Origin of the sequence: Flexivirga alba (assembly GCF_042661025.1) — a bacterium.
GTDB classification, from domain to species: domain Bacteria; phylum Actinomycetota; class Actinomycetes; order Actinomycetales; family Dermatophilaceae; genus Flexivirga; species Flexivirga alba.
Window position 1 is genome coordinate 489,676 of sequence record NZ_JBHSWH010000001.1, and the last position, 22,741, is coordinate 512,416.

At 67.3% G+C, this 22,741-nt stretch carries 23 protein-coding genes and 1 pseudogene; 5 read left to right on the forward strand and 19 right to left on the reverse strand.

What is annotated here, in order from left to right:
• Positions 1-3 precede the first annotated feature (3 nt).
• Together ACFQDH_RS02440 and ACFQDH_RS02445 are read right to left on the reverse strand one after the other, a co-directional pair.
• On the reverse strand, positions 4-828 hold the full coding sequence (locus tag ACFQDH_RS02440; RefSeq protein WP_382398127.1) for a class I SAM-dependent methyltransferase: 825 nt from the start codon (positions 826-828) through the stop codon (positions 4-6).
• A gap of 110 nt (positions 829-938) precedes the next feature.
• Entirely contained in the window at positions 939-2,198 is a 1,260-nt protein-coding gene (locus ACFQDH_RS02445; RefSeq protein ID WP_382398128.1) for a D-alanyl-D-alanine carboxypeptidase/D-alanyl-D-alanine-endopeptidase, read from the reverse strand.
• Positions 2,199-2,537: 339 nt separating this feature from the next.
• On the opposite strand from ACFQDH_RS02445, the gene ACFQDH_RS02450 reads away from it, so the two are divergent.
• The gene (locus tag ACFQDH_RS02450) at positions 2,538-3,062 is read left to right on the forward strand and encodes an inorganic diphosphatase (protein WP_382398129.1); all 525 of its coding nucleotides are present in this window, start codon (positions 2,538-2,540) and stop codon (positions 3,060-3,062) included.
• Positions 3,063-3,207: 145 nt separating this feature from the next.
• Here the strand turns inward: ACFQDH_RS02450 and ACFQDH_RS02455 are convergent, their stop codons facing one another.
• The 3 genes from ACFQDH_RS02455 to ACFQDH_RS02465 all read right to left on the reverse strand — a co-directional run bounded on the left by ACFQDH_RS02455 (position 3,208) and on the right by ACFQDH_RS02465 (position 6,287).
• Entirely contained in the window at positions 3,208-3,900 is a 693-nt protein-coding gene (locus tag ACFQDH_RS02455) for a hypothetical protein (RefSeq protein ID WP_382398130.1), read from the reverse strand.
• Between the two features lie 411 nt (positions 3,901-4,311).
• Complete coding sequence (locus ACFQDH_RS02460; protein ID WP_382398132.1) at positions 4,312-5,667, reverse strand: MFS transporter; 1,356 nt, start codon at positions 5,665-5,667, stop codon at positions 4,312-4,314.
• Complete coding sequence (locus ACFQDH_RS02465; protein WP_382398134.1) at positions 5,664-6,287, reverse strand: GntR family transcriptional regulator; 624 nt, start codon at positions 6,285-6,287, stop codon at positions 5,664-5,666. Before ACFQDH_RS02465 ends, ACFQDH_RS02460 begins: the two co-directional genes overlap by 4 nt.
• Before the next feature lie 100 nt (positions 6,288-6,387).
• Here ACFQDH_RS02465 and ACFQDH_RS02470 point away from each other — a divergent pair, with 100 nt between their 5' ends.
• Together ACFQDH_RS02470 and ACFQDH_RS02475 are read left to right on the forward strand one after the other, a co-directional pair.
• Positions 6,388-7,254 carry an alpha/beta fold hydrolase gene (locus ACFQDH_RS02470; protein ID WP_382398136.1) on the forward strand — a complete coding sequence of 289 codons (867 nt, stop codon included), beginning with the start codon at positions 6,388-6,390 and terminating at the stop codon, positions 7,252-7,254.
• A gap of 70 nt (positions 7,255-7,324) precedes the next feature.
• On the forward strand, positions 7,325-8,572 hold the full coding sequence (locus tag ACFQDH_RS02475; protein ID WP_382398138.1) for a hypothetical protein: 1,248 nt from the start codon (positions 7,325-7,327) through the stop codon (positions 8,570-8,572).
• Between the two features lie 25 nt (positions 8,573-8,597).
• Here the strand turns inward: ACFQDH_RS02475 and ACFQDH_RS02480 are convergent, their stop codons facing one another.
• The 4 genes from ACFQDH_RS02480 to ACFQDH_RS02495 all read right to left on the reverse strand — a co-directional run bounded on the left by ACFQDH_RS02480 (position 8,598) and on the right by ACFQDH_RS02495 (position 11,320).
• Positions 8,598-9,689 (reverse strand): serine hydrolase domain-containing protein, encoded by a 1,092-nt coding sequence (locus ACFQDH_RS02480; protein ID WP_382398140.1) that lies wholly within the window; start codon positions 9,687-9,689, stop codon positions 8,598-8,600.
• Positions 9,661-9,885: a hypothetical protein gene (locus ACFQDH_RS02485; RefSeq protein ID WP_382398142.1), complete on the reverse strand. Its 225-nt coding sequence runs from the start codon at positions 9,883-9,885 to the stop codon at positions 9,661-9,663. The genes ACFQDH_RS02480 and ACFQDH_RS02485 overlap by 29 nt, the downstream gene beginning before the upstream one ends.
• Positions 9,886-9,933: 48 nt before the next feature.
• Positions 9,934-10,695 (reverse strand): class I SAM-dependent methyltransferase, encoded by a 762-nt coding sequence (locus ACFQDH_RS02490; RefSeq protein ID WP_382398144.1) that lies wholly within the window; start codon positions 10,693-10,695, stop codon positions 9,934-9,936.
• 73 nt (positions 10,696-10,768) lie between these two features.
• The gene (locus tag ACFQDH_RS02495) at positions 10,769-11,320 is read right to left on the reverse strand and encodes a hypothetical protein (protein ID WP_382398146.1); all 552 of its coding nucleotides are present in this window, start codon (positions 11,318-11,320) and stop codon (positions 10,769-10,771) included.
• Between the two features lie 83 nt (positions 11,321-11,403).
• Here ACFQDH_RS02495 and ACFQDH_RS02500 point away from each other — a divergent pair, with 83 nt between their 5' ends.
• Positions 11,404-12,018 carry a CGNR zinc finger domain-containing protein gene (locus tag ACFQDH_RS02500; protein ID WP_382398148.1) on the forward strand — a complete coding sequence of 205 codons (615 nt, stop codon included), beginning with the start codon at positions 11,404-11,406 and terminating at the stop codon, positions 12,016-12,018.
• Here ACFQDH_RS02500 and ACFQDH_RS02505 read toward each other — a convergent pair.
• A complete protein-coding gene (locus ACFQDH_RS02505; protein ID WP_382398150.1) occupies positions 12,006-12,944 on the reverse strand; it encodes a pseudouridine-5'-phosphate glycosidase in 939 nt (312 codons plus the stop codon). The two genes, ACFQDH_RS02500 and ACFQDH_RS02505, sit on opposite strands and share 13 nt — an antisense overlap.
• The gene (locus ACFQDH_RS02510; protein ID WP_382398152.1) at positions 12,941-13,849 is read right to left on the reverse strand and encodes a carbohydrate kinase family protein; all 909 of its coding nucleotides are present in this window, start codon (positions 13,847-13,849) and stop codon (positions 12,941-12,943) included. Before ACFQDH_RS02510 ends, ACFQDH_RS02505 begins: the two co-directional genes overlap by 4 nt.
• Positions 13,850-14,040: 191 nt before the next feature.
• Between ACFQDH_RS02510 and ACFQDH_RS02515 the strand changes: the two genes are divergently transcribed.
• A complete protein-coding gene (locus tag ACFQDH_RS02515; protein WP_382398154.1) occupies positions 14,041-16,380 on the forward strand; it encodes a 5'-nucleotidase C-terminal domain-containing protein in 2,340 nt (779 codons plus the stop codon).
• A gap of 60 nt (positions 16,381-16,440) precedes the next feature.
• Here ACFQDH_RS02515 and ACFQDH_RS02520 read toward each other — a convergent pair whose 3' ends face one another.
• The 8 genes and pseudogenes from ACFQDH_RS02520 to ACFQDH_RS02555 all read right to left on the reverse strand — a co-directional run bounded on the left by ACFQDH_RS02520 (position 16,441) and on the right by ACFQDH_RS02555 (position 22,733).
• Positions 16,441-17,049, reverse strand: a complete 609-nt coding sequence (locus ACFQDH_RS02520) for an aldo/keto reductase (RefSeq protein ID WP_382398156.1) — start codon at positions 17,047-17,049, stop codon at positions 16,441-16,443.
• A 113-nt stretch (positions 17,050-17,162) separates the two neighbouring features.
• Positions 17,163-17,411: pseudogene (locus tag ACFQDH_RS02525) on the reverse strand (aldo/keto reductase); the annotation flags it as partial.
• The gene (locus ACFQDH_RS02530) at positions 17,408-18,253 is read right to left on the reverse strand and encodes an amidohydrolase family protein (RefSeq protein ID WP_382398158.1); all 846 of its coding nucleotides are present in this window, start codon (positions 18,251-18,253) and stop codon (positions 17,408-17,410) included. The pseudogene ACFQDH_RS02525 and the gene ACFQDH_RS02530, both read right to left, overlap by 4 nt.
• Complete coding sequence (locus ACFQDH_RS02535; RefSeq protein ID WP_382398160.1) at positions 18,250-18,576, reverse strand: L-rhamnose mutarotase; 327 nt, start codon at positions 18,574-18,576, stop codon at positions 18,250-18,252. The genes ACFQDH_RS02530 and ACFQDH_RS02535 overlap by 4 nt, the downstream gene beginning before the upstream one ends.
• Entirely contained in the window at positions 18,573-19,319 is a 747-nt protein-coding gene (locus ACFQDH_RS02540; RefSeq protein ID WP_382398162.1) for an SDR family NAD(P)-dependent oxidoreductase, read from the reverse strand. Before ACFQDH_RS02540 ends, ACFQDH_RS02535 begins: the two co-directional genes overlap by 4 nt.
• Positions 19,316-20,146 carry a fumarylacetoacetate hydrolase family protein gene (locus ACFQDH_RS02545; protein WP_382398164.1) on the reverse strand — a complete coding sequence of 277 codons (831 nt, stop codon included), beginning with the start codon at positions 20,144-20,146 and terminating at the stop codon, positions 19,316-19,318. Before ACFQDH_RS02545 ends, ACFQDH_RS02540 begins: the two co-directional genes overlap by 4 nt.
• A 33-nt stretch (positions 20,147-20,179) precedes the next feature.
• Positions 20,180-21,208, reverse strand: a complete 1,029-nt coding sequence (locus tag ACFQDH_RS02550; protein ID WP_382398166.1) for an ABC transporter permease — start codon at positions 21,206-21,208, stop codon at positions 20,180-20,182.
• Entirely contained in the window at positions 21,201-22,733 is a 1,533-nt protein-coding gene (locus tag ACFQDH_RS02555; RefSeq protein WP_382398168.1) for a sugar ABC transporter ATP-binding protein, read from the reverse strand. Before ACFQDH_RS02555 ends, ACFQDH_RS02550 begins: the two co-directional genes overlap by 8 nt.
• Positions 22,734-22,741: the final 8 nt, after the last annotated feature.

Sequence of the window (22,741 nt, forward strand, 5' to 3'; positions counted from 1 at the left end):
ATGTCAGCGGTGCTCCGCAAGCTTCGGACGCCGGAAGACCAGGTGCGCCAGCTGGCCGAGTTGCCGGAACGGGTCCATCGCGCCGAGGCGTTCCTCGACGGCGAGTAATGCCGTCAGTTCGGCCGGGTCGGTCGGGGACACCGGCTCCTCGTCCGCCAGGTCGTAGGCGATGCGTATGCCGTACCACTGCTCCAACTGCAGCCCGACGTCGTTGGCAGCAGCGACCAGACGGTCGAAGGAGTCGGCCCGGGCGGGCGCACCGATCTCGTTGGTGTAGCGCAGATCCGTGCCCGCAGCCTTGTCCCGCTCCCACTGCTCCAACGCCGCGAGTGCGGCAGGCCAGTCCTGCCGACGCGCCGGGCGCCATACAGCGGAGACGTCGAGACGTACGGCGATGGAGAGTATGCCGCCGGGCGCGACCAGGGCAGCAGCCTCGGCGACGGCCGCGGTGCCCGACGGGAGATACATCAGCACGCCGAGCGCGAGTACGGCGTCAAAGGTGCGGCCGGCCAGCTCATCGAGGTCGCCGAAACCCGCCGGTAACACGGTGATCCGCTCGCGCACCTCGGGCGCGGCCTCGGCGATCCGCTGGTGCAAGACAGCACGCATGTCGTCGTCCGGCTCGGCCGCGGTCACGGTGTGGCCACGTTCGGCCAGCTCCAGCGACTTGCGGCCCTGCCCGGCGCCGAGGTCGAGCACCGTGCCGGTCCGCTCCCTCAGGTGCGCCTCGAGCTGGCGGCGCAGCAGCTCCTGGCGCAGTCTGACCCGAAGCGACTCCTCCGAGTCGAGCCATTGCTGCCGTGAAACCGGAAAACTGCTGTCAGACAAGGCGATCCGCCCTCACTAATGCCGTTGGTCAGAAATAGATCAGGTACGGATGTGGGCAAAGTTGCTGGTCAGGCGCGAAGCGACTGTCCAGCAACTTTGCACGCGCCGCACTATGAACAGCCGCACTTCTGCAGCGCGGCCACGAAGTCGTCGATCGCGGCGCGGGTGCCGTAGGGGCCCCAGGACTTCGCCGCGTTACTGATCACGGCGAAGACCAGCACACGGTCGTCCTTGGTGATGACCGTCCCGGCGAGGGACGCGACGTCGGTGAGCGATCCGGTCTTGGCCCGGACATCGCCGGCGGCCGAAATGTTCGACGGCTTCAGGAACCGGTTGTCCAGCGTGCCGTTGTAGCCGCCCACGCTGAGCCGGGTGAGGGTCTCGGCGAACGGCTTGTTCTTGCCGCTGGTGCCCGACAGCAGCACGTCGGCCAGCACGCGCGGCGGGATCGTCGTGCCGTCGGAGAGCCCGGAGACGTCGGCGAGCTTGACGCCCTGCAGGTTGAAACCTGCGTCCTTCAGCGTCTTCTCGACGAACGCCGTGACATCCGCGGTCGAGCCCCCGACACCTTTGTGAAAGGCGGCCTGGCGGGTGAGTGACTCGATCATCGCGTTGTCGCTGGTCTGCAGGGCGTTGCCGAGGACGTCCAGCAGCGGGGACGACTCGACCTTGCCGAGCACCGTGGCTTGGTCAGTTGCGGTGACCTTCGCGCCCACAGTTGCGGTGATGCCCTTTGCCTGCAGGTCCTTGACGAACGCCTGCTGCGTCGCCGCGACCGGATCGGCCGGCGTCGGGCGAGCCGGGTCGGTGGCGCGCTGGGTCGACAGGCCGAGTTGCGCGATGCGCGCGGCGTAGCCGGCCGCCACGACGCCCGGATCCCAGTGCTTCGCGGTCAACGGCCCCGGTGCGTATGACGTGTCCACGCCGACGCTCACCCTGGTCGTGCCGGCCTTCTTGAGGGAGGTGGCGACCTGCGCCGCGAGGTCCGCGAGACCGGCGTGACCGTTGACGTGGTCGGGGTCACCCTTGCCGGGGTTCAGCGCAGTGTCACCGCCGGCGACCAGGACGATCTTGCCGGCCGAAGCCCCGTTGACCACCTTGGTCGTCAGCGGCTTGTCCAGGTCGAGAGTGTTGGAGACGACCCACGCAGAGAGCAGCTTGGTGACGGATGCCGGTGTCATTGCTGCGTTTTCGTTCTGCTTCAGCAGGACCTGACCGGTCTTGGCGTCCAGGATCTCGACACCGAGCTTCTTGGCGAGGTCGGGCTTCTTCATCGCGGCAGCGACCTGTGCCTGGACCTTCGCGGGCACCTGCTCGGGGCCATCACTGGCGGCCAACGGTGTCGCCGATGCAGGGGTCGGCGGTGCCACGGACGGTCCGACCTTGGTCTTCCCGGGCTCGGGAACGGGGTTGCCGCGGCGGCCGAACGGGTGAGGGGCCCGGGCACGACGTCATACACATCGAGCGCTTCGTAGCCGACGGCGAGCACGACGACAGCGGCAGCGACCGCTGCGATCTTCCTACTCATGCAACCCCTACCGCCACTGCACGCCCGTCGGTGCGCCAAACTAGGCGTCAGTCAAGCACAACGACCCAGAGGGCTCATTCTGCGCCGGCACGAGCGTCAGCAAGCTGCCGCCAATGCCGACGCAGCCCAAGCTCGCTGTGCTTGTTCAGAATAAGCTTCCACGCGAAGGGACAAAGCCGTCATGGAGTTCGACGTCACCATCGAGGTGCCGCAGGGCAGCCGAAACAAGTACGAGATCGATCACGAGACCGGGCGGTTGCGCCTGGACCGCCGGCTGTTCACGTCGATGCAGTACCCCACGGACTACGGCTACATCGAGCACACGCTCGGCGAGGACGGCGACCCGCTGGACGCCCTGCTGCTGATCACCGAGTCGGTCGTCCCGGGCGCGGTCGTCGAGGCACGTCCGGTCGGCGTCTTCAAGATGGTCGACGAGGCCGGTGGCGACGACAAGATCCTGGCGGTGATCGCCGGCGACCCGCGCTGGGACGACATCCAGGACGTGAGCGACGTCAACAAGTTCCTGCTGGACGAGATCAAGCACTTCTTCGAGACCTACAAGGTGCTCGAGCCGGGCAAGAGCGTCGAGGAAGGCTCGCACTGGGCCGGCCGCGAGGACGCCGAGAAGATCGTCGCCGATGCTCTGCAGCGCGCGAAGGACCAGGGCGTCGACACCGCTCGTTGGGTCTCCCCGGGCCAGCACTGACCGGCGCTCCTCGGCGAGGTCAACCGGCACACGCCAACCCCTGATTGACCGGCGCACAACCGCATTGAGCGGCATACCGAATCGCACTGATTCCGTATGCCGCTCAATGCTTCGTCATGCCGCTCAATCGAGAGGGAGACGCGGCTCAGAGGCGCAGAGTGACGCCACCCAGGACGACGAAGGCGAGCAGGAACGCCCAGCCGCCGGTGAGTCGCTTACCGAGCGGACCGGTCGACTCGTCGGTCGGTCGCAGCGACCGGCTGACGATGAGAAACGCGACGAGTGCGAGCGGCGACAGCGGACAGATGAGCAGCCAGAACCATGCCCAGCGGGTGGCGACGCGCGGTTCCGGTCCGTTGACCAGCACGACGAGGACGCCCAACCAGATGAGGATGGAGACGGGGACCGTCCAGTCAGGGACCCGCCATCCGGCAATCTGGCTGTAACCCTTGATCTCGCTGCCGGTCCGGACCACCTGGAGGTCTCGGTGCGGCGCGATCGCTCGTAGTTGAGAGGCCACATCGCCATACAGGACGGTCGAGGTGTCCGAGGTCGTCGACATGCCACTGGTCGCGTCCGGGCCGCTCGCCTCGGTCGCGTCTGCGACATGCCAGTACCCGCCGGCCCGCCAGCGGTAGGTGACCATGGCGGTTCCTTTGGCGCCCGCCGGTAGCCCGCCGGTGACCTCGACACGATCGGTCCGCCCTGCGGCGATGTCCCCGCGCAAGCTGTTGTATGACGTGTCCCGCGCCCCTCCGAACCAGGCCGCGCCGACAACGACGAGAACGACCACCAGCAACGCCATCCGCGCGATCCACCAGCGACTGACCCGCCTCATGGCTGGGCGACCCACCTTCGGAGCCACGGCCCCCTGCACCGTCATGGGGAGCAACCTACGCCCGTCTGTCGATCCTCGGAAGGTGCCCAGGGCGGTCCGTCCTGCACAGCGTGCGCGGCGTGTTCCGCACCATCTGCGGTCCCCATGCCGCCGAGCTGGGCACATGAACTTTTAGGGCCAGCAGGAGGTGCGGCGGGGCGCACCTTCTACGGTGCCTACATCGTTGAGCCTGTCGCACGGATCGCAGGGCCGGCGAAAGGTGCGATCACCAACCCACCGGCCCCGCCTTTACCGAGAGGCATCCCAGGTCATTCCTGATTGACCGGCACACAACCGCATTGAGCGGCAGACCGAATCGCGTTGATTCGGCATGCCGCTCAATGCGTCGGTATGCCGCTCGATCGATGGAACTCAACGGATAGAGCGCACGCCCACTTTCAGGTGGTCGTAGCCGTCCGAGTTGTACACTAGGCGACGGGTTCGCCGGCGCAGGCGCACGATCTGGACGATGCCGAACGCCCACATGACGTACTGGAACGACATGGCGACCCGGAACGCGTGCATGTCGTAGTGCCCCGCGCCTCCGGGCGCCGCGTGGTCGAGGATGACGCCGATGACGAAGACCGACAGCAGAGTCGCGGTGAAGCCGCCGACGTTGACGATGCCGGACGCCGAGCCGATGCGGTGGGTCGGGTTGAAGGTCCGCGCCAGGTCGAAACCGATCATCGAGCCCGGGCCGCCGATGGCCGTGACGACCACCAGCAGGACCAGCACTGGCAGCGGTGCCCGCCCCGGCCAGAGCAGCACGACGGCCCACATCGTCATGATCGCAGCAACCGTGCTGAGGACGAGGGTCGAGCGGTTGTAGGGGTAGCGCGCGGTGAACGCGCCGAACAGTGGGCTCGCGGTCACCGTCGCGACAACCATGATCTCCAGCAGCAGGCTCGCCGTGCCCGAGGACAGCCCCTCGCCCTTGGTGAGGAACGGGAAGCCCCACATCAGGCTGAACACCGTCGCGCTGAACTGCGAGGTGAAGTGGCACCACAACCCGAGCCGAGTGCCCGGCTCGCGCCAGGCACTGGACACCGCACGCGCGACGGCGCGCAGCTTGATCTCGGTCCGCTCCTTGCTCGTGTATGGCGAGTCGCGCACGAACAGGACCAGCGCGACGCCCAGGACGATGCCGACCGATGATGCCAGCAAGTAGGACTTCGTCCAGCCCATGCCGTGCAGCGCCGCGGACAGTGGACCGGCCGCCGCGATGGCACCGAACTGACCGAAGACACCGACGAGCTGGGTCATGATCGGGGAACGTGCGGGTGGGAACCACAGCGCCACCACACGTAGCAGCGACACGAAGACCATTGCGTCGCCCATGCCGACGAAAACCCTTGCCAGCACACCCAATGCGAATGTGTGGGCGAAGGCGAACCCGCACTGCGCGATGGTCATGGTGGTCACGCCGGCGATGAGTAGGACCTTGGAGCCGAAGCGGTCGAGGAGGGCACCGACCGGCACCTGCATCACGGCATACACGAAGAGCTGGACCATGACAAAGGTCGCGAGTTGCGCCGAGCTGATGTGGAATCGTTCGGCCGCCATCACGCCGGCAACGCCGAGCGAGGTGCGATGGAAGATTGCCAGGATGTAGACCAGTAGCGCGGTGACGAAGACTATCCAGGCGCGGCGGCCGCCCAACGGCCATTCGGCAGAACGAGATTCGACGACGCTGGGCAGGTGGCCGGTGTCAGTTGCGGGCGCGTTCATCGGGTGCCCGCCAGAGTTCCGGCATACGCGACGTGATCGCTGCAGGCGTGCACGAACTGGGCCTTGCTGCCAGACTCGAGCAGGCGGAGCAATTCCCGGTGCTGACGCAGCGATTTGGTCATCCGCGGCTTGTCGCCGCGCAGGTTGCCGGCGACGATCACGATCTGCCGGTCGCGCAGGTGGGAGTACTGGCGGGCGATGACCGAGTTGCCGGCCGACTCGACGATGACCTCATGGAACGCGCGGTCCGCGGCGCTGAAAGTGCTGACGTCATCCACCTTCATCGCAGCCGACATCTCGTCGAGCTTGCCGCGCAACGCGGGCAGGGCTTCCTCGCGGCGAGACCACATCTGGCCGGCCGCCCACTCCTCGATCAACGCGCGCGCCTCGAAGACTTCACGCATCTCCTGCGGAGTCGGCGCGATGACGAGCGCACCCTTCTTCGGGAAGAGCTCGATCATGCCCTCTGCCTGCAGTCGCAGCAGCGCCTCACGGACGGGCGTGCGTGAGATGCCGACCTCCTCCGCGAGCTGACCCTCCGTCAGGAAGCTGCCCGGAGCGATGTCACCGGTGAGGATGCCGCTCTTCACGTGTTCGTATGCCTTGTCGCTTGCACTCATGTTGTATCTATCTTAGATGCAACAGCGGTTGCGAGGCCACGTCGTTCGCACGTGACCTTCACGACATTCATCCGGCCGAGGCTTGGGCTACCGTCGGGTAATGCAGACATATCGCCGCGGACAGCTGACCTTCGACGTCACCGACTCCGGTCCGAGCGACGCACCGCTCATCGTCTTGTTGCACGGATTTCCGCAGGATCGCCAGGCCTGGCAGAAGGTGACGCCGCTACTGGTCGACGCCGGCTACCGGGTGATCGCGCCGGACCAGCGCGGCTACTCTCCCGGCGCGACGCCGAAGAAGCGCACGGCATACCCGTTGTCGCAGCTCGCGCAGGACGTCATCTCGTTGATCGATGCCGCTGGGGCGGACACCGCGCATGTCGTTGGCCACGACTGGGGCGGCGCGGTGATCTGGCAGCTGGCCCAGGCACATGCCGATCGCATCGCCTCGGCGACCACGCTCTCCACACCGCACCCCGAGGCTCTGTTGTGGGCCATGCGGCACAGCGATCAGTGGCGCAAGAGCAGCTACATGGCGCTCTTCCAGGTCCCTTGGATCGCCGAGCGCGGCGTGCTTCGGCAGCTGCCGGAGATGTACGTCAAGACAGGTATGTCACCCGAGGACGCCCAGAAGTATGCCGACCGCTTCAGCACGCCGCAGTCGCTGACCGGCCCGCTGGGTTGGTACCGGTCGATGGCTGCCGGCCAATTGCGGGCTGCGCTTCCGCGTCGCAAGCGCGCCGGCGCAGGGCACGAAGCCAAGAGGGGCAAGATCACCGTGCCGATGAGCTACGTGTGGGGCACTCGCGACTTCGCGCTCGGCCGTGAGGCGGCCGAGAAGTCGGCCGAATTCGTCTCCGGTCCTTATGAATTCATCGAGGTGGAGGGCGCCGGGCACTGGCTTCCCGAGGTCAATGCGCCCGAGGTTGCCGAGGCGGTCCTGCGTCGCGTGCAGTCGACGGAGTGAGCGCAGGCCCTTGTGAGGCAACGCCGGTTCTGCTAGGTCTGAGTCAGCCGACGACCTGAGGAGCGCCCACATGGCGGATCTACGCCGAACCAGCCGACTCAACCGAGCACTCGCCGTGGGCGCTGCCGGAGCCCTTGCCGTGGGGCTGAGCGTGCTGACCCCGGCCACGGCAAGTGCCGCGCACAACGATGCCTTCCCACCGAAGGCCAACTCCGCCTGGGTCTACGACACAGCGCAGCCGGGCACCTGGGTCGACGCGATCTCGGCATACAACGCACGAGCGGGCGCCGGCCACGCACTCAACCAGGTGTACAGCTACGGGACCGACATGGAGATGTATTGCCCCGACAACGACGGCACTCGCTGCACCGCCGGAGATCTCTACTCCTTCTACACCGAGGCCGGCGGTGGTCCCGCGAGGACGGCCGCCTACTACGACGCCTTCGCTGCCGCCGACCCGGGCTCCTTCACCATCTCCCCGATCATCGACGGTCGCACCGACGCCAACGGCTACCTGCAGGGCTTCAACGAGCTGAGCCCGAGTCTGGCGGCCGAGTTCGCCGACAAGGTCGCCGCGCAGGCGTGCGCCGACCCGCACGTCGACGGCATTCAGTTCGATCTCGAGCCGTTCGACGTGTCGACCAAGAACGGCCAGTACTTCTTCTATCTCCAACTGGCGAAGGACTTCGCCGGTCAGCACGCCGGCAACCCGGCGGACGACCCGTACGGCTGCGTCGAGGTCGACCATCCCCGCGGCCGGTTCTACTCCGTGTTCACCTTCGCCGAGGCCATTCGGCCGGGCACCGAGTCGGCGGCGAACGTCGGCGACATCCTCTCGACATACGGCAACGGCTACCTGATGGACTCGCTCTACGACCTGAGCGACGCACCAGCAGGCACCTTGAACAATCTGGACGACTACACCTCGGCGGCCAGGCGGGAAGCCGGCAACACCAAGCAGTGGGCCAACCGGCTGCACATCCGATACGGATTCGGCATCCCAGCCTCCGCGTCCGCGCACGAGTTCACGACGTGCACCGAGGGACCGGATGCCGTCGGCAGCTGCGAGCCTGACGCATCCGGAGCAACCGGATATCCGATGCTCAGCTACACGCAGGCCGCCGTCGCAGCGATCCGACTCAGCGGCGCGGTGCACGACCCGCGCTACATCGGCACCGCCATGTGGGACTTCGGCGACGACGTGTCCTGGAACGGCCTGAGCTTCGCCCCGGCCCCTGCCTCGAGCGATGTGCTCGACTACCTCGCCACGAGCCTGCCCGGGTCGCAGAATCCGGGCGTTGCCCGGGGCCCACGCTGACTGGTGCTCGACCACGGCGTGCCGGTCAACGCAGTGAGCGCGCCACCCCGGTAGCCCACCGCGCGCGGAGTGCGTTGATGGACGTCTTCGGGCGGTGCGGGTGCACCGCATTCGTCAGGAGTATGGCGGTGGCGCCGCCCGCCAGGTCCGCGACCAGCGAGGTCCCGGTGAATCCGGTGTGGCCGATGGTGCGCGGACCGCTCAGCTCGCCCATGTAACGCGACTGGTCGATCTCGAACCCGATGCCGTGCGAGTCGTCGGGGAGGTCCGGGTTGAGGTTCGTGGTCATGGCAATCACGCTGTCCTCACTCAGAATTCGCGGGTCGTCGCCGGTGAAGACCTGAGCGAAACGCAGCAGGTTGCTGGCCGTGGAGAAGACACCCGCGTGCCCGGCGACCCCACCGAGCGACCAGGCGTTCTCGTCGTGGACCGCACCGCGGACCATTCCACGTCCGGCGTCGTCCTCGATCTCGGTAGCGGCGAAACGGCCGGGCGCAACGTGTCCCAACTGAGTGATGAAACCGGTGTCCCGCATGCGCAGCGGAGCAGTAATGCCGTCGCGGACGAGCACATCGAGCGGCGCCCCACCGAGTTGCTCGAGGATGACGCCGAGGGTGATGAGGTTGAGGTCGCTGTAGACGAACGTCTCCCCGGGCGCCGTCGCCGGCGGCTGGGTCAACGCCGCGTGGATGCGAGCACCCCGAGTCGCCCAGTCACGCCAGAGTGGCAGCCACCACTCCAATCCGCTGGTGTGCGTGAGCAATTGGCGCACGGTGATGCCGCCTTTGCCGCCCTCCGCGAAGTCGGGCAGGTAGCCGTCGACGGGTGCTTCCAGGTCGAGCAGGCCCGCCTCAACCTGCTGCATCGCAACGGTCGCGGTGAAGAGTTTGGTCAGCGACGCAACGTCGAAGACGGTGTCGGGCTGCATCGGGACGCGGTCGTCGACCGGCAGCAGAGCGCCGGAGTCGTCATACAAGACAGCGAAGCCCGTGGCGTATGTCGTGAGGATCTCGTCGCCGATGGCGAGCAAGCCCACGGCACCGGGGATCTCCCCTCGAGCGCGCGCGGCCTCAAGTGCCTCGATCGCCTCAGCGACCGGCGTTACGGCGCCGCTCACGCTCCTCGTCCTTCTTGATCAACAGGGGAAGCTGCGGAGCCTCCCTCGGGCCACGGCGCTTGTCGCGCTGCTTGCCGACCCAGATGATCAGGGCGAAGAGGACGATCATGAAGATACAGATGCCTAAAAAAGTGACGCCCATCCCGATGGGATGCCCGTTGTTCTGGTCGAGCTTCGTGGACAGGATGGCAATCACCCATCCATTGTGCACGGTCCTCCTGGCAGGGACCCTGCCTGGTCCGGCTCAGGCCGATCCCCGGACGCACCAGGCCGTTGCGCTGATCTCGAACGGACGGTCCGGCAACAGCTCCCGGCAGCGATCCCGCAGCCGCTTGCGACCGGCGTCATCCAACCCGGCGATGTACTGGCCGGCCGGACCGACGCCACGCGTGTAGGGCTCCCACCAATCCTCGAAATCGAGGAAGGGAGCACTGACGGTCAGCTCGCCGTCTTGGATCTCGGTCAGCCCGGCGTCTTCGGCGAGCATCGCCAACTGTCCCTCGCGAGTCCCGGGCATCGATGCCTCACCGCTCGACGTGCTGTCGAGGTCGTGCACCGCCTTCCAGAGGAGCGAAATCGGGGCGCGCCCCCGCGGCCCCAGGTCCCAGACACAGGCCGCGACCAGCCCGCCCGGCCGGGTGACTCGAGCCATCTCCCGTAGACCGGCGATCGGATCGGGCATGAAGTTGACGACCAGCTGTGCCATCGAGCGGTCGACGGCGTTGTCCGGCAACGGGATCGACGCGGCCGACGACTGCTGGATGTCCATGCCCGGGAATCGTTCGCGGGCCGCGGCGACGAACGACGGCGACGGGTCGATCGCTCGCACGTTGTCCGCACCCAGCGCCTCGACCAGATGTGCTGTGAGCGCGCCGGGGCCGCAGCCGACGTCCAACGCCGTCAGGCCCGGCCGCACCTGCGACCACGCAACGAACGGCACCGCCAGCCGCTCGGAGAAGCGGCCCATGAACCGCCCGTAGGCGTCTGCGGACACGTCGAACGACATACACGGACGTTACGCCGCACGGCCGGCGCGGCCGGAGTTGTTGCATGCGGTGTCGTACGGCATGCAACGTGTGTCAGCGCACCGCGGCGCAGATGTTGGTTTCCGTCCCGACCGACACCGTGAGGGTGCGCTGGCTGTCGTCGGCGTTGAACTGCACGACGTGATAGCCGTTCATCACGTAGACGCTCGGCGGCAGGCCCTTCGACGCCCCGAGCGGCATACCCATCCCGACCGGTCCGATCATCCGGTAGGTCTGGTAGTAGCCGGTCGGATAGTCGGTCTCCCAGGCGTCACCGCCCATGTCGTAGTTCTTCGCCTTGCCGGTCGTAAGGTTCTCTGCCCGGGTCGTCAGCGGGCCGGTGTAGTAGGTGTCCTTCGGGTTGCCGTTGTCCCAACGCGACAGCACCTTGCCACGGACGTCTTGGCTGACCGCGGAAAGCTTCAGGTCGAACGTGCCGCAATAGCGGGCCGCCGGGAGGACCTGGTCACCTTGTAGTGCAGGCTTCCATCCCTCCTGCACCCAGTGCCAGCCCATGCCGTCCCCGGCCGCTCGTGGCGTCGCACTTGCCGGCCCCGCTTGCACCACTCCCACAGCGAGCGCCGCCGCTCCGATCGTTGCCGTCACGCCTCGTGACATTCGCATCGCCATACCCCTAACCACTGACTTTGATTAACTGGTTATCGCATAGAACTGGTTAGATGGTGCACGTGTCAACCCCCTGGACGATCGAAGTCGACGGCGTCGTCCTGCCCAAGCCACTGAGCGGGCACCCGGCGCTCGAGCTCTGCAACACCCGTGCCGGTTGGCACGGGCCTCCCGATCCGCGGGGCGAATACCTGCGTTCGTATGACGCGCTCGCGCTGCTCGCAGTGACCACGGGCGTCATCTCCGCAGACACCGGCGACGCATTGCGCCAGCACGCGGCGAAGGACCCCGGCGGCGTCGAGCACACACTTGACCGAACACGGAAGCTCCGGGCGGACCTCTACTCCGCGTTCACCGAATCGCCCAGCGCTGCCGCTCGACACCGCCTGGCCGACGCGATCAGCGCGGCGCACTCTCGACAGCGTTTCGTGGTCGACATCGACTCGGCCCAATGGGAATTCAGCGGGCACGGCACGCTCAAGGACCCGCTCGACGCGTTCCTCATCGAAGCTGGCGCCTTGCTCACCGACGACCGGCGTGAACTCATCACTGCGTGCCCGGGCGAGGACTGCGGCTGGCTCTTCCTCAACACCTCACGGCGCCGCCGCTGGTGCCAGATGTCTGTCTGTGGCAACCGCGCCAAGCAGGCCGCATTCGCGCAACGTCAGCGCGACTGAGCCGCGAGGTTCGCGTATGCAGTCGCCAGCTGCGCGCCGAGCAGCGCGTTGTTCTTGACCAGCGCGATGTTGGCGGTGAGCGACGCGCCGCCGGTCAGCTCCACGACTCGCCCGAGCAGGTATGGCGTGGTGTCCTTGCCGGTGATGCCGAGCCGATCCATGTCGGCGAGGGCCTGCGTGATGATGCCGGAGATCTCCTCGGCCGGGATCTCGTCCGCCTCCGGGATCGGGTTGGCGATGTCGAAGCCGGCCGTCACTCCGAGGTCCCATTGGGTCGCCATGATCGCGGCGAGCTCCTCGGGGCTGTCAGCGCGCATCGGCACGTCATACCCGCTGGATCGTGAGTAGAACGAAGGGAATTCGTCGGTCTGGTAGCCGACGACCGGGATGGACAGCGTCTCCATCGCCTCCAGCGTCAGCCCGATGTCGAGGATCGACTTCACACCTGCGGAGATGACGGCGACCGGGGTGCGGGACAACTCGGTCAGGTCCGCGGACAGGTCCATCGAGGTCGCTGCGCCGCGGTGCACGCCGCCGAGGCCGCCGGTGGCGAAGACACGGATGCCGGCCAACGAAGCGAGCCGCATGGTCGCAGCCACCGTCGTCGCTCCGTGGACACTCTTGGCGATGACGTAGGCGAGGTCACGAACGCTTGCCTTAGTGACGGATTCGCCTGCCTTTCCTAGCATTTCGAGATCGCTATCGGTCAATCCGATGCGCGGGACGCCGTCGAGGACCGCGATCGTCGCCGGCACCACACCCTGCTCGCGGATGAGCGCTTCGACCTCGCGCGCCATCGTCACGTTGTCCGGGTAGGGCATCCCGTGGCTGATGATCGTGCTCTCCAGTGCAACAACCGGGCGCCCCTCGGCGAGCGCATCGCGCACTTCGTCGGTCAGTTGCAAACGGGGGTGCGGGGTGTTCATTCATGCTCCTTCAGGACCTGTTCGATCAGCGCCGGAGACAGGTCCGGCCGGACGGTGTGCTCACTGGTGATGGTCAGGTATGCCGCGGCGGCGCCGCGCCGAGCCGCGGTCACGTCATCGATCCCTGCGACCAGTGCCTGGACGTATGCCGCCGCCATCGCATCACCTGCGCCCGTCACATTGCGCACTTCGGCGACGATGGCGGGCACATGGGTGCTCAACCGTTGCCCGAAAAGCGTTGAGCCACTTGCACCTTCACGTACCCACACGCGACCGACCCCAAGGCTGTGCAGGGCAGCGACCCCCGCTTCCAGGTCGTTCTCGCCGCTCAGCGTGACCAGCTCGGCGCGGGTCGGGGTGATCGTGTGGACCGGCCAGGCCTTGAGCACGCGCGCCAGCCGGTCGGCCTTCGGCACCGACACCGGGTCGATGACGACGGGCACTCCGGTCGCGGCAGCGGTGCGGCATACGTGCTCGAGTACGTCGGCGGAGAGGTTGGCGTCGAGCACGACATACGAGGCGGAAGCGACCACGTCCTGCGGCACATGCTCCACGCGGAGCGACTCCGCAGCTGCCATGTCCGCCACGGCACCGACCAGCTCGCCGTCGGCGTCGAGCATCGCCAGATAGCTCCCGCTGGGCATCTCCAACTCCACCGAATGAGTGAGATCGACTGAGGCAGCAGCGGTTTCGTCATACAGACGCGCACCGAAGGTGTCGTTGCCGAACGCGGTGATGAGTGTCGTCGGCACTCCGAGGTGCCCCAGGTTGGCCGCGATGTTGCGACCGACACCGCCGGCGCTGGAGTAGGCATGGCCCGGATTGCTCGTGCCGTTCGTGAAGCGCGCCGTCGACTGGGCGACGACGTCGACGTTGGCCCCACCTACGACCAGGACCGTTCCCATGGGAGCAGTCTGCCAGGGGTCAGGCGCCGCACTCGACCAGGGGAACGGCAGCCATCGGCCGGGTGAACCTCGAGATCGGTTGTCGCCATTCCGGGGTGCTCACAGCGTTCGTTGAACTACTCTTCCGAGTTCTGGCAGAGACACGTGGTATGGGCGTCACTGCCGAGTCCAACGATCGGCAGGAGACAGGCGTGACGAAGAGAGCATTCCGACTAGGGACCGCGGTGGTCGGTGCCTTGGCCATGGCAAGCGGTATGACGCTGGCGACGTCGAGCCACGCGGACGCAGCGGTCGGTGACACCCAGGTGCAGATCCTGGGCATCAACGACTTCCACGGCCGCATCCAGGCCAACGGCCAAGAGGCCGGCGCTGCGGTCCTCGCCGGGGCCGTGAACAACTTGCGCGCGACGCAGCCCAACACAGTCTTCGCCGCAGCCGGCGACCTGATCGGCGCATCAACGTTCGAGTCGTTCATCGCGCACGACAAGCCGACCATCGACGCGTTGAACGCATCCGGCCTCGAGGTGTCTGCCGTGGGCAACCACGAGTTCGACCAGGGCTACAACGACCTGGTGAACCGCGTGATGGCGCCATACGACGCGAGCACCAACCCGTATGGCGGGGCGCAGTGGAAGTACCTGGGCGCCAACGTGAAACTGAAGGACGGCTCCAACGCCCTGGCACCCAGCTGGACCAAGACGCTGAATGGCGTCACGGTCGGCTTCGTCGGGGCGGTGACCGAGCACCTGCCCGAGCTGGTGTCTCCTGGCGGCATCGCTGACCTGAACATCACCGACATCGCCGGCGCGGTCAACACCGCTGCCGACAACCTGAAGCAGAACGAGGGCGCCCAGCTGGTCGTGATGCTGGTGCACGAGGGTGCTCCCAACAGCAACTGCTCCTCCGTCACCGACCCGGCCAACGACTTCGGCAAGGTCGTGACCGGCCTCGACGACAACGTCGACGCGGTCATCTCCGGCCACACACACCTGACCTACAACTGCCTGGTCAACGTGCCCGGCTGGGCGGGGCGTCAGGTGACCCAACGTCCGGTCGTCTCCGCCGGCCAGTACGGCTACAACCTGGACCAGTTGAACTTCTCCGTATCGCCGACCGGTCAGGTGACGGGAGTCGAGTCCAACACGCTGGCGTTGACCAAGGAGGTCGACGACCCGAACTCGGACGACCCCACGAAGAAGATCTGGGTCGCGAACTACACACCGGACGGCGCGGTCGGCCAGATCGTCTCGAAGGCCGTCGCGAACGCGGACGTCCTCGGCAAGCAGCCGCTGGGCAACATCGCGGCGCCGTTCAACCGGGCCAAGGACTCCGCCGCCGTCGAGAACCGCGGCGGCGAGTCCACCCTGGGCAACCTGGTCGCCGAGGCGCAGCGCTGGGCGACCGAGTCGTCTACGACCGGGTCCGCACAGATCGCCTTCATGAACCCCGGCGGCCTTCGCGCCGACATGGTGGGCAACAACGACGCCGGCTATCCGACGGTGTTGACCTACCGGCAGGCAGCGACCGTGCAGCCGTTCGCCAACACGCTGGTCAACATGAACCTGACCGGTGCGCAGATCAAGCAGGTCCTGGAGCAGCAGTGGCAGCCGGCGGGCGCGTCACGGCCGTTCCTGCGGCTGGGCATCTCGCAGGGCTTCACCTACACCTACGACCCGGCCGGTGCGATCAACGGGCACATCCAGCAGATGTGGCTGAATGGCGCGCCGATCGACGACAGCGCCACCTACTCGGTCACGGTCAACTCGTTCCTCGCAACCGGCGGTGACAACTTCTTCGAGCTGGCCAACGGCACCGCCAAGAAGGACACCGGCCAAACCGACCTGCAGGGCATGGTCGACTACATGGCCGCCAAGGCTGCGAATGCCGCTCTGCCGGTTGACAACTCGCAGCGCTCGGTGGGCGTGCACTTCCCGGACGGCGCGCCCGCGTCGTACAAGGCGGGTGACACGGTTGCGTTCGGCCTGTCCTCGCTGTCGATGTCGACGGGCACCGCGAAGGACAGCTCGGTAACGGTCAAGCTGGGTGACACCGCACTCGGCTCCTTCCCGGTGGACAGCACCGTTACCGCAGGCGACAAGGCTGACGAAACCGGCACTGCGAGCGTGAGTTTCACTCTGCCGGACGGCATTCCGGCCGGCACTGCGGCGCTCACCGTCACCGGCGACACCACGGGCACGACGACCCAGGTGAGCGTGCCGGTCGAGGCTGTGCCGGTGAGTTCGACCACGGTCAGCCTCGACGCACAGGGCACCGTGCAGCACTACGGCAAGGGCAATGGCATCAAGGTGACCGCGCAGGTCACGCCTGAGCAGGGCAAGGCCAAGAAGGTCTCGGTCGAGTTCTACGACAACGGCAAGCTGGTCGCCACGGTCGCCACCAACGGTGCCGGCAAGGCCGACTACCGGCTGCCGAAGGACGCCGCAGTCGGTGAGCACAGCATCACCGCTCGCTACACCGCGTCGGATGGCGTGGCGACCTCTGACCCGGTCGTCGTCACGGTCGTCGAGTAGCACCGCCACCGATGCCCCAGCCCCGGCGGATCCACCGCCGGCGCTGGGGCATCAGTCCGTCTACCCCGCGGCGATCTTGTCGAGTTGCAGCCAGAGCTGCTCAGGGATCGGACAGTCCCAGTTCGCGCGTGCGGCACGCACCTCACCGGGTGAACGCAGGCCGACCACCACTGCGGCGACCTCCGGGCGTCGCAGGCCGAACTGCAACGCCGCCGCCGGGAGCGATGCCCCAGCCGCCGTGGCGGCCGCCGCCATCGATCGAGCCCGTGCGACCAAGGCTTGACTGGCGGGCAAGTAGTCGAACGTGGCATCGTCGGCAGGCGAATTCGTCGCCAGGAGACCGGAGTTGAACGCGCCGGCCACGGCGATCGAAACGCCACCAGCGGCGGCTTCGTCCAGGAGCTCCCGCGCAGTGCGGTCCAGCAGAGTCCACCGACCGGCGACCATCAGCACGTCGATGTCCGTTTCCCGCACGAAGCGGCGCAGTGGCTCGACGGAGTTCATGCCAACGCCGATCGAGTTGACCACGCCCTCTTCACGAAGCTCGATGAGTGCGGGAATCGCCGTGGCCAGGGCCTGATCCATGAAGTCCTCGGGATCGTGGATGTAGGCGATGTCGAGGTGGTCCGTGTCGAGCCGTTGCAGCGACTCCTCGATGGAGGTTCGCACGCCGCCGCGTGAGTAGTCGCGGAGGCGAGTGACGTCACCCGGGACGTCGAACCCCCTGCCGACAGATCGGATTCAGTGGGCTCTGGGTTCGGCACGAGCAACCGGCCGACCTTCGTCGACAGCTGGTATGACGCCCGCGGACGACCCGCGAGCGCCGCGCCAAGGCGGCGCTCGGACAGCCCCAGCCCGTAGTGCGGCGCCGTGTCGAAGTAGCGGATCCCGGCGTCCCAGGCGGCATCCACCGTGGCCCGAGCGGTGTCGTCGTCGACACGTTCGTAGAGGTTGCCGATCGGTGCGCAGCCGAGGCCGAGGACGCCACCGGTGGCAGCGGTGGCACCGGCCATGGTGAACACAGGTCTCATGCGACCTCCAGCCGGTAGACTCGCTTCGCCGTCTCGCCGAACACGTCCGCGGCCTCGGCCGGCGAAAGCTGGTCGGTGAACTGCGTTGCGGTCTCGATCGTTTCGTCATAGCTGCCCGCGAGCAAGCAGACCGGCCAGTCGGATCCGAACATCGTGCGGCCCGGCCCGAAGGCTTCGAGCAACGTCTCGACATACGGCTGCAGCGTTCGCGGGTCGAGACTCGGCGGGTCGGCCTCGGTCCCCAGCCCGGAAAGCTTCACGCTGACGTTCGGGCAGCTGCTGATCGCGCGGAGGTTCGTCCGCCAGGGTTCGAGGGCACCGGATGCGATAGGCGGTTTGCCGCCGTGGTCCAGCACGAAACGCAGCTCCGGGATCGCGCGCACCGCGTCGAACACCATTGGTAACTGGTCGGATCGGACGACCAGGTCATAGGCGAAGTCGGCCGCGGCCACCGCTGCGAGCCCAGCCAGCACCGCTGGTCGGGCAAGCCACTCAGGGTCGGGCTCCTCCTGCACCTGATGCCGGATGCCAACCAGACGTTGGCCGCCCGGGCCGGACCGCAGTGCCGCCAGCCGGTCCGTCACGTCCGGTGCCTCCAGGTCGACCCAGCCGACGACGCCTGCGATGGTTGGCGTTTCGTGGGCCAGCGCCAGCAGCTCCGGCGTCTCCTCGGGCACGCAGACCGTCTGCACGACGACCGTGCCGTCGATCGCATGTCGTGTCAGCGACGGCGCGAGCTCGGCATACAAGAAGGAACGCCGCAGTGGGGGAAGTGCTTCCGTCCACGGCTGGTCCCTGACACCCAGATCCCAGACGTGGTGGTGTGCGTCGATGCGCGTCACAGGTGGAAGACCTCCTCGGCAGGCGCCCACCACTCCCCCTGGGCGGCCGTCGCAACGGGGTCCTGGCAGGGGTCGGTCAGCTGCCACCATCGCCTCGTGGACTCGTCGTCGGCAATCGCCTGCATGTCGGATTCGTAGTCGTCACCGGTGTATTCGAGATAACTGAACAGCAGCCCGTCGCGCAGGAAGATCGAATAGTTCGAGACGTGCGCGCGCCGTAGCGTCGCCAGCACTTCCGGCCAGACGTCGGCGTGCAGCCGCCGATATTCGGCCTCCATGCCGTCCTTGAGCCGTATGACGGAGGCCACTCGCCGCACGGTCATTTCCGCAGCCGAAGCCCCGCCATACCGCCGTCCACGGCAAGCGTCGTGCCGGTCGTGGAGCCGGCGCTGGGTGACGCCAGATAGGCGACCGCGTGCGCCACCTCCTGCGCCGACACGAGGCGACCGTGCGGTTGCCGCGCCTCCAACGCAACTCGCTCAGCAGCGGGATCGGCTGCGGAGTCCAGCAGCCGGCCGACCCACGGGGTGTCCGCGGTGCCCGGGTTGACCGCATTGACCCGGATGCCCTCCGCGATCAGGTCGGCCGCCATCGCGAGGGTGAGCGACAGCACCGCACCCTTGCTGGCGGAGTAGAGCGCCCGGTTGGGCAGACCAGCGGTCGCTGCGATCGAGCAGGTGTTGACGATTGCGGCGTGCTCCGAGCGGCGCAGGCTCGGCAGGGCGGCGCGTGTCACCCGCACCAGGCCGAGCACGTTGACGTCCAACACTTTTCGCCACTCGTCGTCGTCGTTGGCATCGACGCCGCCCTGCGCGCCGATTCCCGCGTTGTTGACCAGCACGTCGAGCCCGCCGAGGCTCGCGACCGCAGCGGCGACCGCCGAGCGCACCTGCGTGTCGTCACTCACGTCCGCCCGCACCAACTCGAAGCCGTCCGATGCCGACTCGGCCCGGTCCAGCACCACGACACGGGCGCCCTTGTCGCGCAACACTGTCGCAGTCGCCAGGCCGATGCCGGACGCACCACCTGTCACAAGCGCTGCCAATCCTTTGAATTCGTCCGTCATGCCGAAACCATCTCCTGTCGCTGGGCTCCGAGCCCGTCGATCTCAATCTCCACCACGTCACCAGCACGCAGGTATGGCGCATCGGCGCGGCCAAGAGCCACGCCTGCCGGTGTGCCCGTGTTGATCACGTCGCCGGGACGAAGCACCATGAACTGGCTGATGTACCAGACCAAATGATCCACCCCGAAGACCATGTCAGCGGTCGTTCCGTCCTGCATGACCGCGCCGTTGACACGAAGCCGCAGCCCCAGTGCCTGTGGATCGGTGACCTCATCCGCGGACACGAGCACCGGACCGAAGGGGTTGAACGTCTCGCAGTTCTTGCCCTTGTCCCACTGCCCACCACGCTCCAACTGGAACGCCCGCTCGGACACGTCGTGGCTGATCGCATAGCCGGCGATGCAAGCAGCCGCTTCGGCCGGACTGGACAGGTATCGAGCCTGGCTGCCGATGACAACAGCGAGCTCGACCTCCCAGTCCGTCTTCATCGAGCCCTGCGGGATCCGCACCGAATCATCAGGTCCGACAACGGTGTCCGGCGCCTTCATGAACAGGATCGGCTCGTCCGGGATGTCCGCGCCGGTCTCGGCGGCGTGATCGCGGTAGTTGAGCCCGACGCAGATCACCTTGCCGATCCGCGCCAACGGCGGGCCCACCCGGCCCTCGGGCTGCGCCGCCGGCAGCACCGAGAGGTCGGCATCCAGGACGGTCGCCAGTGTCGCGCCGGTGACGTCATCGACCAGTGGCGACAGGTCCCGCCATACACCGTCCGACCCCGCGGCGAAGGGACGCTCCTGCCCAGGCTCGCCATATCGTGCAATCCGCATCAGTGCGTGAACTCCTTTGTCATCGAAGCAAACTCAGTCTCTGGACCGGCCGGCGATCAGGCGGGTGATCACGAGCACGACCAGGATCACGCCGCCGTTGAGGAAGTCGAACCACTCTCCACTCACACCCGCGAAGGTGAGGACGTTCTGCACCAGATAGAGCAGCAGGATGCCGGTGAAGGCACCCACCAGGCTGCCGCGCCCACCGTTCAGGCTGACCCCACCGATCACGGCTGCTGCGAAGACGGTGAAGATCGAGCCGTTCGCCTGACTGGAGGCGACCGATGCCAGGTGCCCGGACAGCATGAGGCCACCGATCGCGGCCAGCACGCTGGCGACCACGAAGATGCCCATGAAGCTTCGGTCGGTCCGGATGCCTGCCGCACGGGCGGCGTCGACGTTGCCGCCGATCGCGTAGAGCGAGCGCCCGACGCGCAGATAGCGCAACGCCACCGCACCAATTGCGAAGGCCAGCACACAGATCCAGATGGACGCGGGTATGCCGAGCCAGCTGGCCGTGCCGACATACGTCATCGACGACCCCATGCCGAAGAACGTCTGGCCGGAGGAGATGCCGGTCAGCAGCCCGCGCAGGGTGATCAGCATGCCCAGCGTCACGATGAACGCGTTGAGCCCCAGCTTGACGACAAGGACCGCGTTGACGACCCCGATCAACACGCCGACGACCAGCGCGATCGGCACCGCCCACCCGGACGACAGGACGTGTATGCCGTGATGCACCCCGCCCGGGAGTGTCAACCAGGCAGCGACACCCGGTGCGAGACCGGCCGTCGACTCCAGCGACAAATCCATCTTGCCGGTGAGTAGGACGAGGGTCTCGGCGAGCACCAGCAGCCCGATCCACGACATCGACACCAGGACGTCGCTCAGGTTGTTCCAGGTGAAGAAGTGCGACGAGACGAAGGTGCCGACGATCAGGATCAGGATGATCGGTGGCACGAGCGCCAAGTCGCGAAAACGGGCCAGGCTCAGCTGGTTTCGGCCACCAGCCGCTGGCGCGGGCGGCGTTGTCGCCGCTTCTACCTTGGTGGTCTCAGTCATCGGAGAGCTCCACTCCTTCCATTGCCGCAACGACGTCGCGGTCATCCCACTGGTCTTCGAAATCAGCGACCTGCCGGCCGCGGAACACCACGCTCACGCGGTGGCAGTAGCGCAGGTCCTCCAGGTCGTCGGTGACGACGAGAACGGCCGCCCCACGCTCGGTCGCTTCGACGGCTGTCGCGAGCAGCGATTCCTTCGAGCGCACGTCGACACCGGCGGTGGGTGCCATCAGCACCAGCACCTTCGGGTCGTCGGCGATCGCCCGAGCGGCGACGACCTTCTGTTGGTTGCCGCCGGAGAGTTCACCGGCCGGCTGGTCCACCCGTGGCGGCACGATGTCGAGCCGCCGGATCAACTCCTGGGCGTATGCCGCCTGCCGTTTCGGGCTGACCCAGCCGTGGCCACCGAGCCGGTGCGGCACCGACATCGTCGCGTTGTCGCCGACCGTCAGGCCGTCGACCAGGCCTTCGCGGTGCCGGTCCTTGGGCACGAAGCCGACGCCCGCCCGTTGGGCCCGCGGCACGCTTCCCGTCCGCAGTCGCTTGGCATCGATGCTGACCGTGCCGCGACTGGGAGTGCCCAATCCGCAGACTGCTTCGGCGATCTCGAACTTGCCGCTCCCGCCGCTGCCGGCCAGACCGACGATCTCGCCGGGCCGGACGGTCAGGGTGATGTCCTCGTATGCCGAGCCACTGAGGCCGTCAAGCTGCAGGCCGCCCTCGATGAGCCGGCCCGGAGCCGGTGGCCGCGGATCGCTTCGAACCGCGACCTTCTCCCCGGTCATCGCCTCGATGAGCGTGGTCCGGCTGAGTTCGTCCACCCGGCCGGAGCGGACGAACTGCGCGTCGCGGAAGACCGTGACGCTCTCACACAGTTCGAAGATCTCCTGCAGGTGGTGACTGATGTAGAGGAACGTCACCCCCTGTGCCCGCAGCGCGCGGATCCGCTCGAACAGCCGCTGCACGCCGGTCCCGTCCAGGCGCGCCGTCGGCTCGTCGAGGATGACGAACCGTGCACCGAAGGACAGCGCGCGGGCGATCTCGACATACTGCTTCTGCTCGATGGTCAGGTCGCGCGCGGTGGAGGCCGGATCGATGTCCAGGTGCCACTCCCCCAACAGCTCGGCAGCCTTGGCGTGCAAGCGCTTCCAGCTGATCACCCGACCCCCGCCGATCACCTGACGGTTGACGAAGAGGTTCTCGGCGACGCTCAACTCGTCGATCACGGTGAGTCGCTGGTAGACACACGCGACCCGCTGCCGCCACGCCTCCCGATCTGCGAGGGACGGCCCCGGTGCACCGCCCAGCTCGACCGTCCCACTGTCCGGCGCCTGCAGCCCGGTCAGGATCGACACCAGGGTGGACTTGCCGGCGCCGTTGCGCCCGACCAGGGCATGCACCTCACCCGTCGCGACGTCCAGATGGACGTCACGCAGGGCGCGGGTCGCGCCGAAGGTCTTGCTCACTCCCGCGACGCGCGCCGCCCAGGATGCCGTGTCCGTGCTGTCGACGGCTGCAGTGCTCATGGTGTCCT

What these genes read in the sequence shown, in the direction of transcription:
- ACFQDH_RS02450 (WP_382398129.1), top strand. Translation starts at nt 2,538, where the DNA reads ATGGAGTTCGACGTCACCATCGAGGTGCCGCAGGGCAGCCGAAACAAG.
- ACFQDH_RS02455 (WP_382398130.1), bottom strand. Translation starts at nt 3,900, where the DNA reads ATGAGGCGGGTCAGTCGCTGGTGGATCGCGCGGATGGCGTTGCTGGTG.
- ACFQDH_RS02460 (WP_382398132.1), bottom strand. Translation starts at nt 5,667, where the DNA reads ATGAACGCGCCCGCAACTGACACCGGCCACCTGCCCAGCGTCGTCGAA.
- ACFQDH_RS02465 (WP_382398134.1), bottom strand. Translation starts at nt 6,287, where the DNA reads ATGAGTGCAAGCGACAAGGCATACGAACACGTGAAGAGCGGCATCCTC.
- ACFQDH_RS02470 (WP_382398136.1), top strand. Translation starts at nt 6,388, where the DNA reads ATGCAGACATATCGCCGCGGACAGCTGACCTTCGACGTCACCGACTCC.
- ACFQDH_RS02475 (WP_382398138.1), top strand. Translation starts at nt 7,325, where the DNA reads ATGGCGGATCTACGCCGAACCAGCCGACTCAACCGAGCACTCGCCGTG.
- ACFQDH_RS02490 (WP_382398144.1), bottom strand. Translation starts at nt 10,695, where the DNA reads ATGTCGTTCGACGTGTCCGCAGACGCCTACGGGCGGTTCATGGGCCGC.
- ACFQDH_RS02505 (WP_382398150.1), bottom strand. Translation starts at nt 12,944, where the DNA reads ATGAACACCCCGCACCCCCGTTTGCAACTGACCGACGAAGTGCGCGAT.
- ACFQDH_RS02510 (WP_382398152.1), bottom strand. Translation starts at nt 13,849, where the DNA reads ATGGGAACGGTCCTGGTCGTAGGTGGGGCCAACGTCGACGTCGTCGCC.
- ACFQDH_RS02535 (WP_382398160.1), bottom strand. Translation starts at nt 18,576, where the DNA reads ATGACCGTGCGGCGAGTGGCCTCCGTCATACGGCTCAAGGACGGCATG.
- ACFQDH_RS02540 (WP_382398162.1), bottom strand. Translation starts at nt 19,319, where the DNA reads ATGACGGACGAATTCAAAGGATTGGCAGCGCTTGTGACAGGTGGTGCG.
- ACFQDH_RS02545 (WP_382398164.1), bottom strand. Translation starts at nt 20,146, where the DNA reads ATGCGGATTGCACGATATGGCGAGCCTGGGCAGGAGCGTCCCTTCGCC.
- ACFQDH_RS02550 (WP_382398166.1), bottom strand. Translation starts at nt 21,208, where the DNA reads ATGACTGAGACCACCAAGGTAGAAGCGGCGACAACGCCGCCCGCGCCA.
- ACFQDH_RS02555 (WP_382398168.1), bottom strand. Translation starts at nt 22,733, where the DNA reads ATGAGCACTGCAGCCGTCGACAGCACGGACACGGCATCCTGGGCGGCG.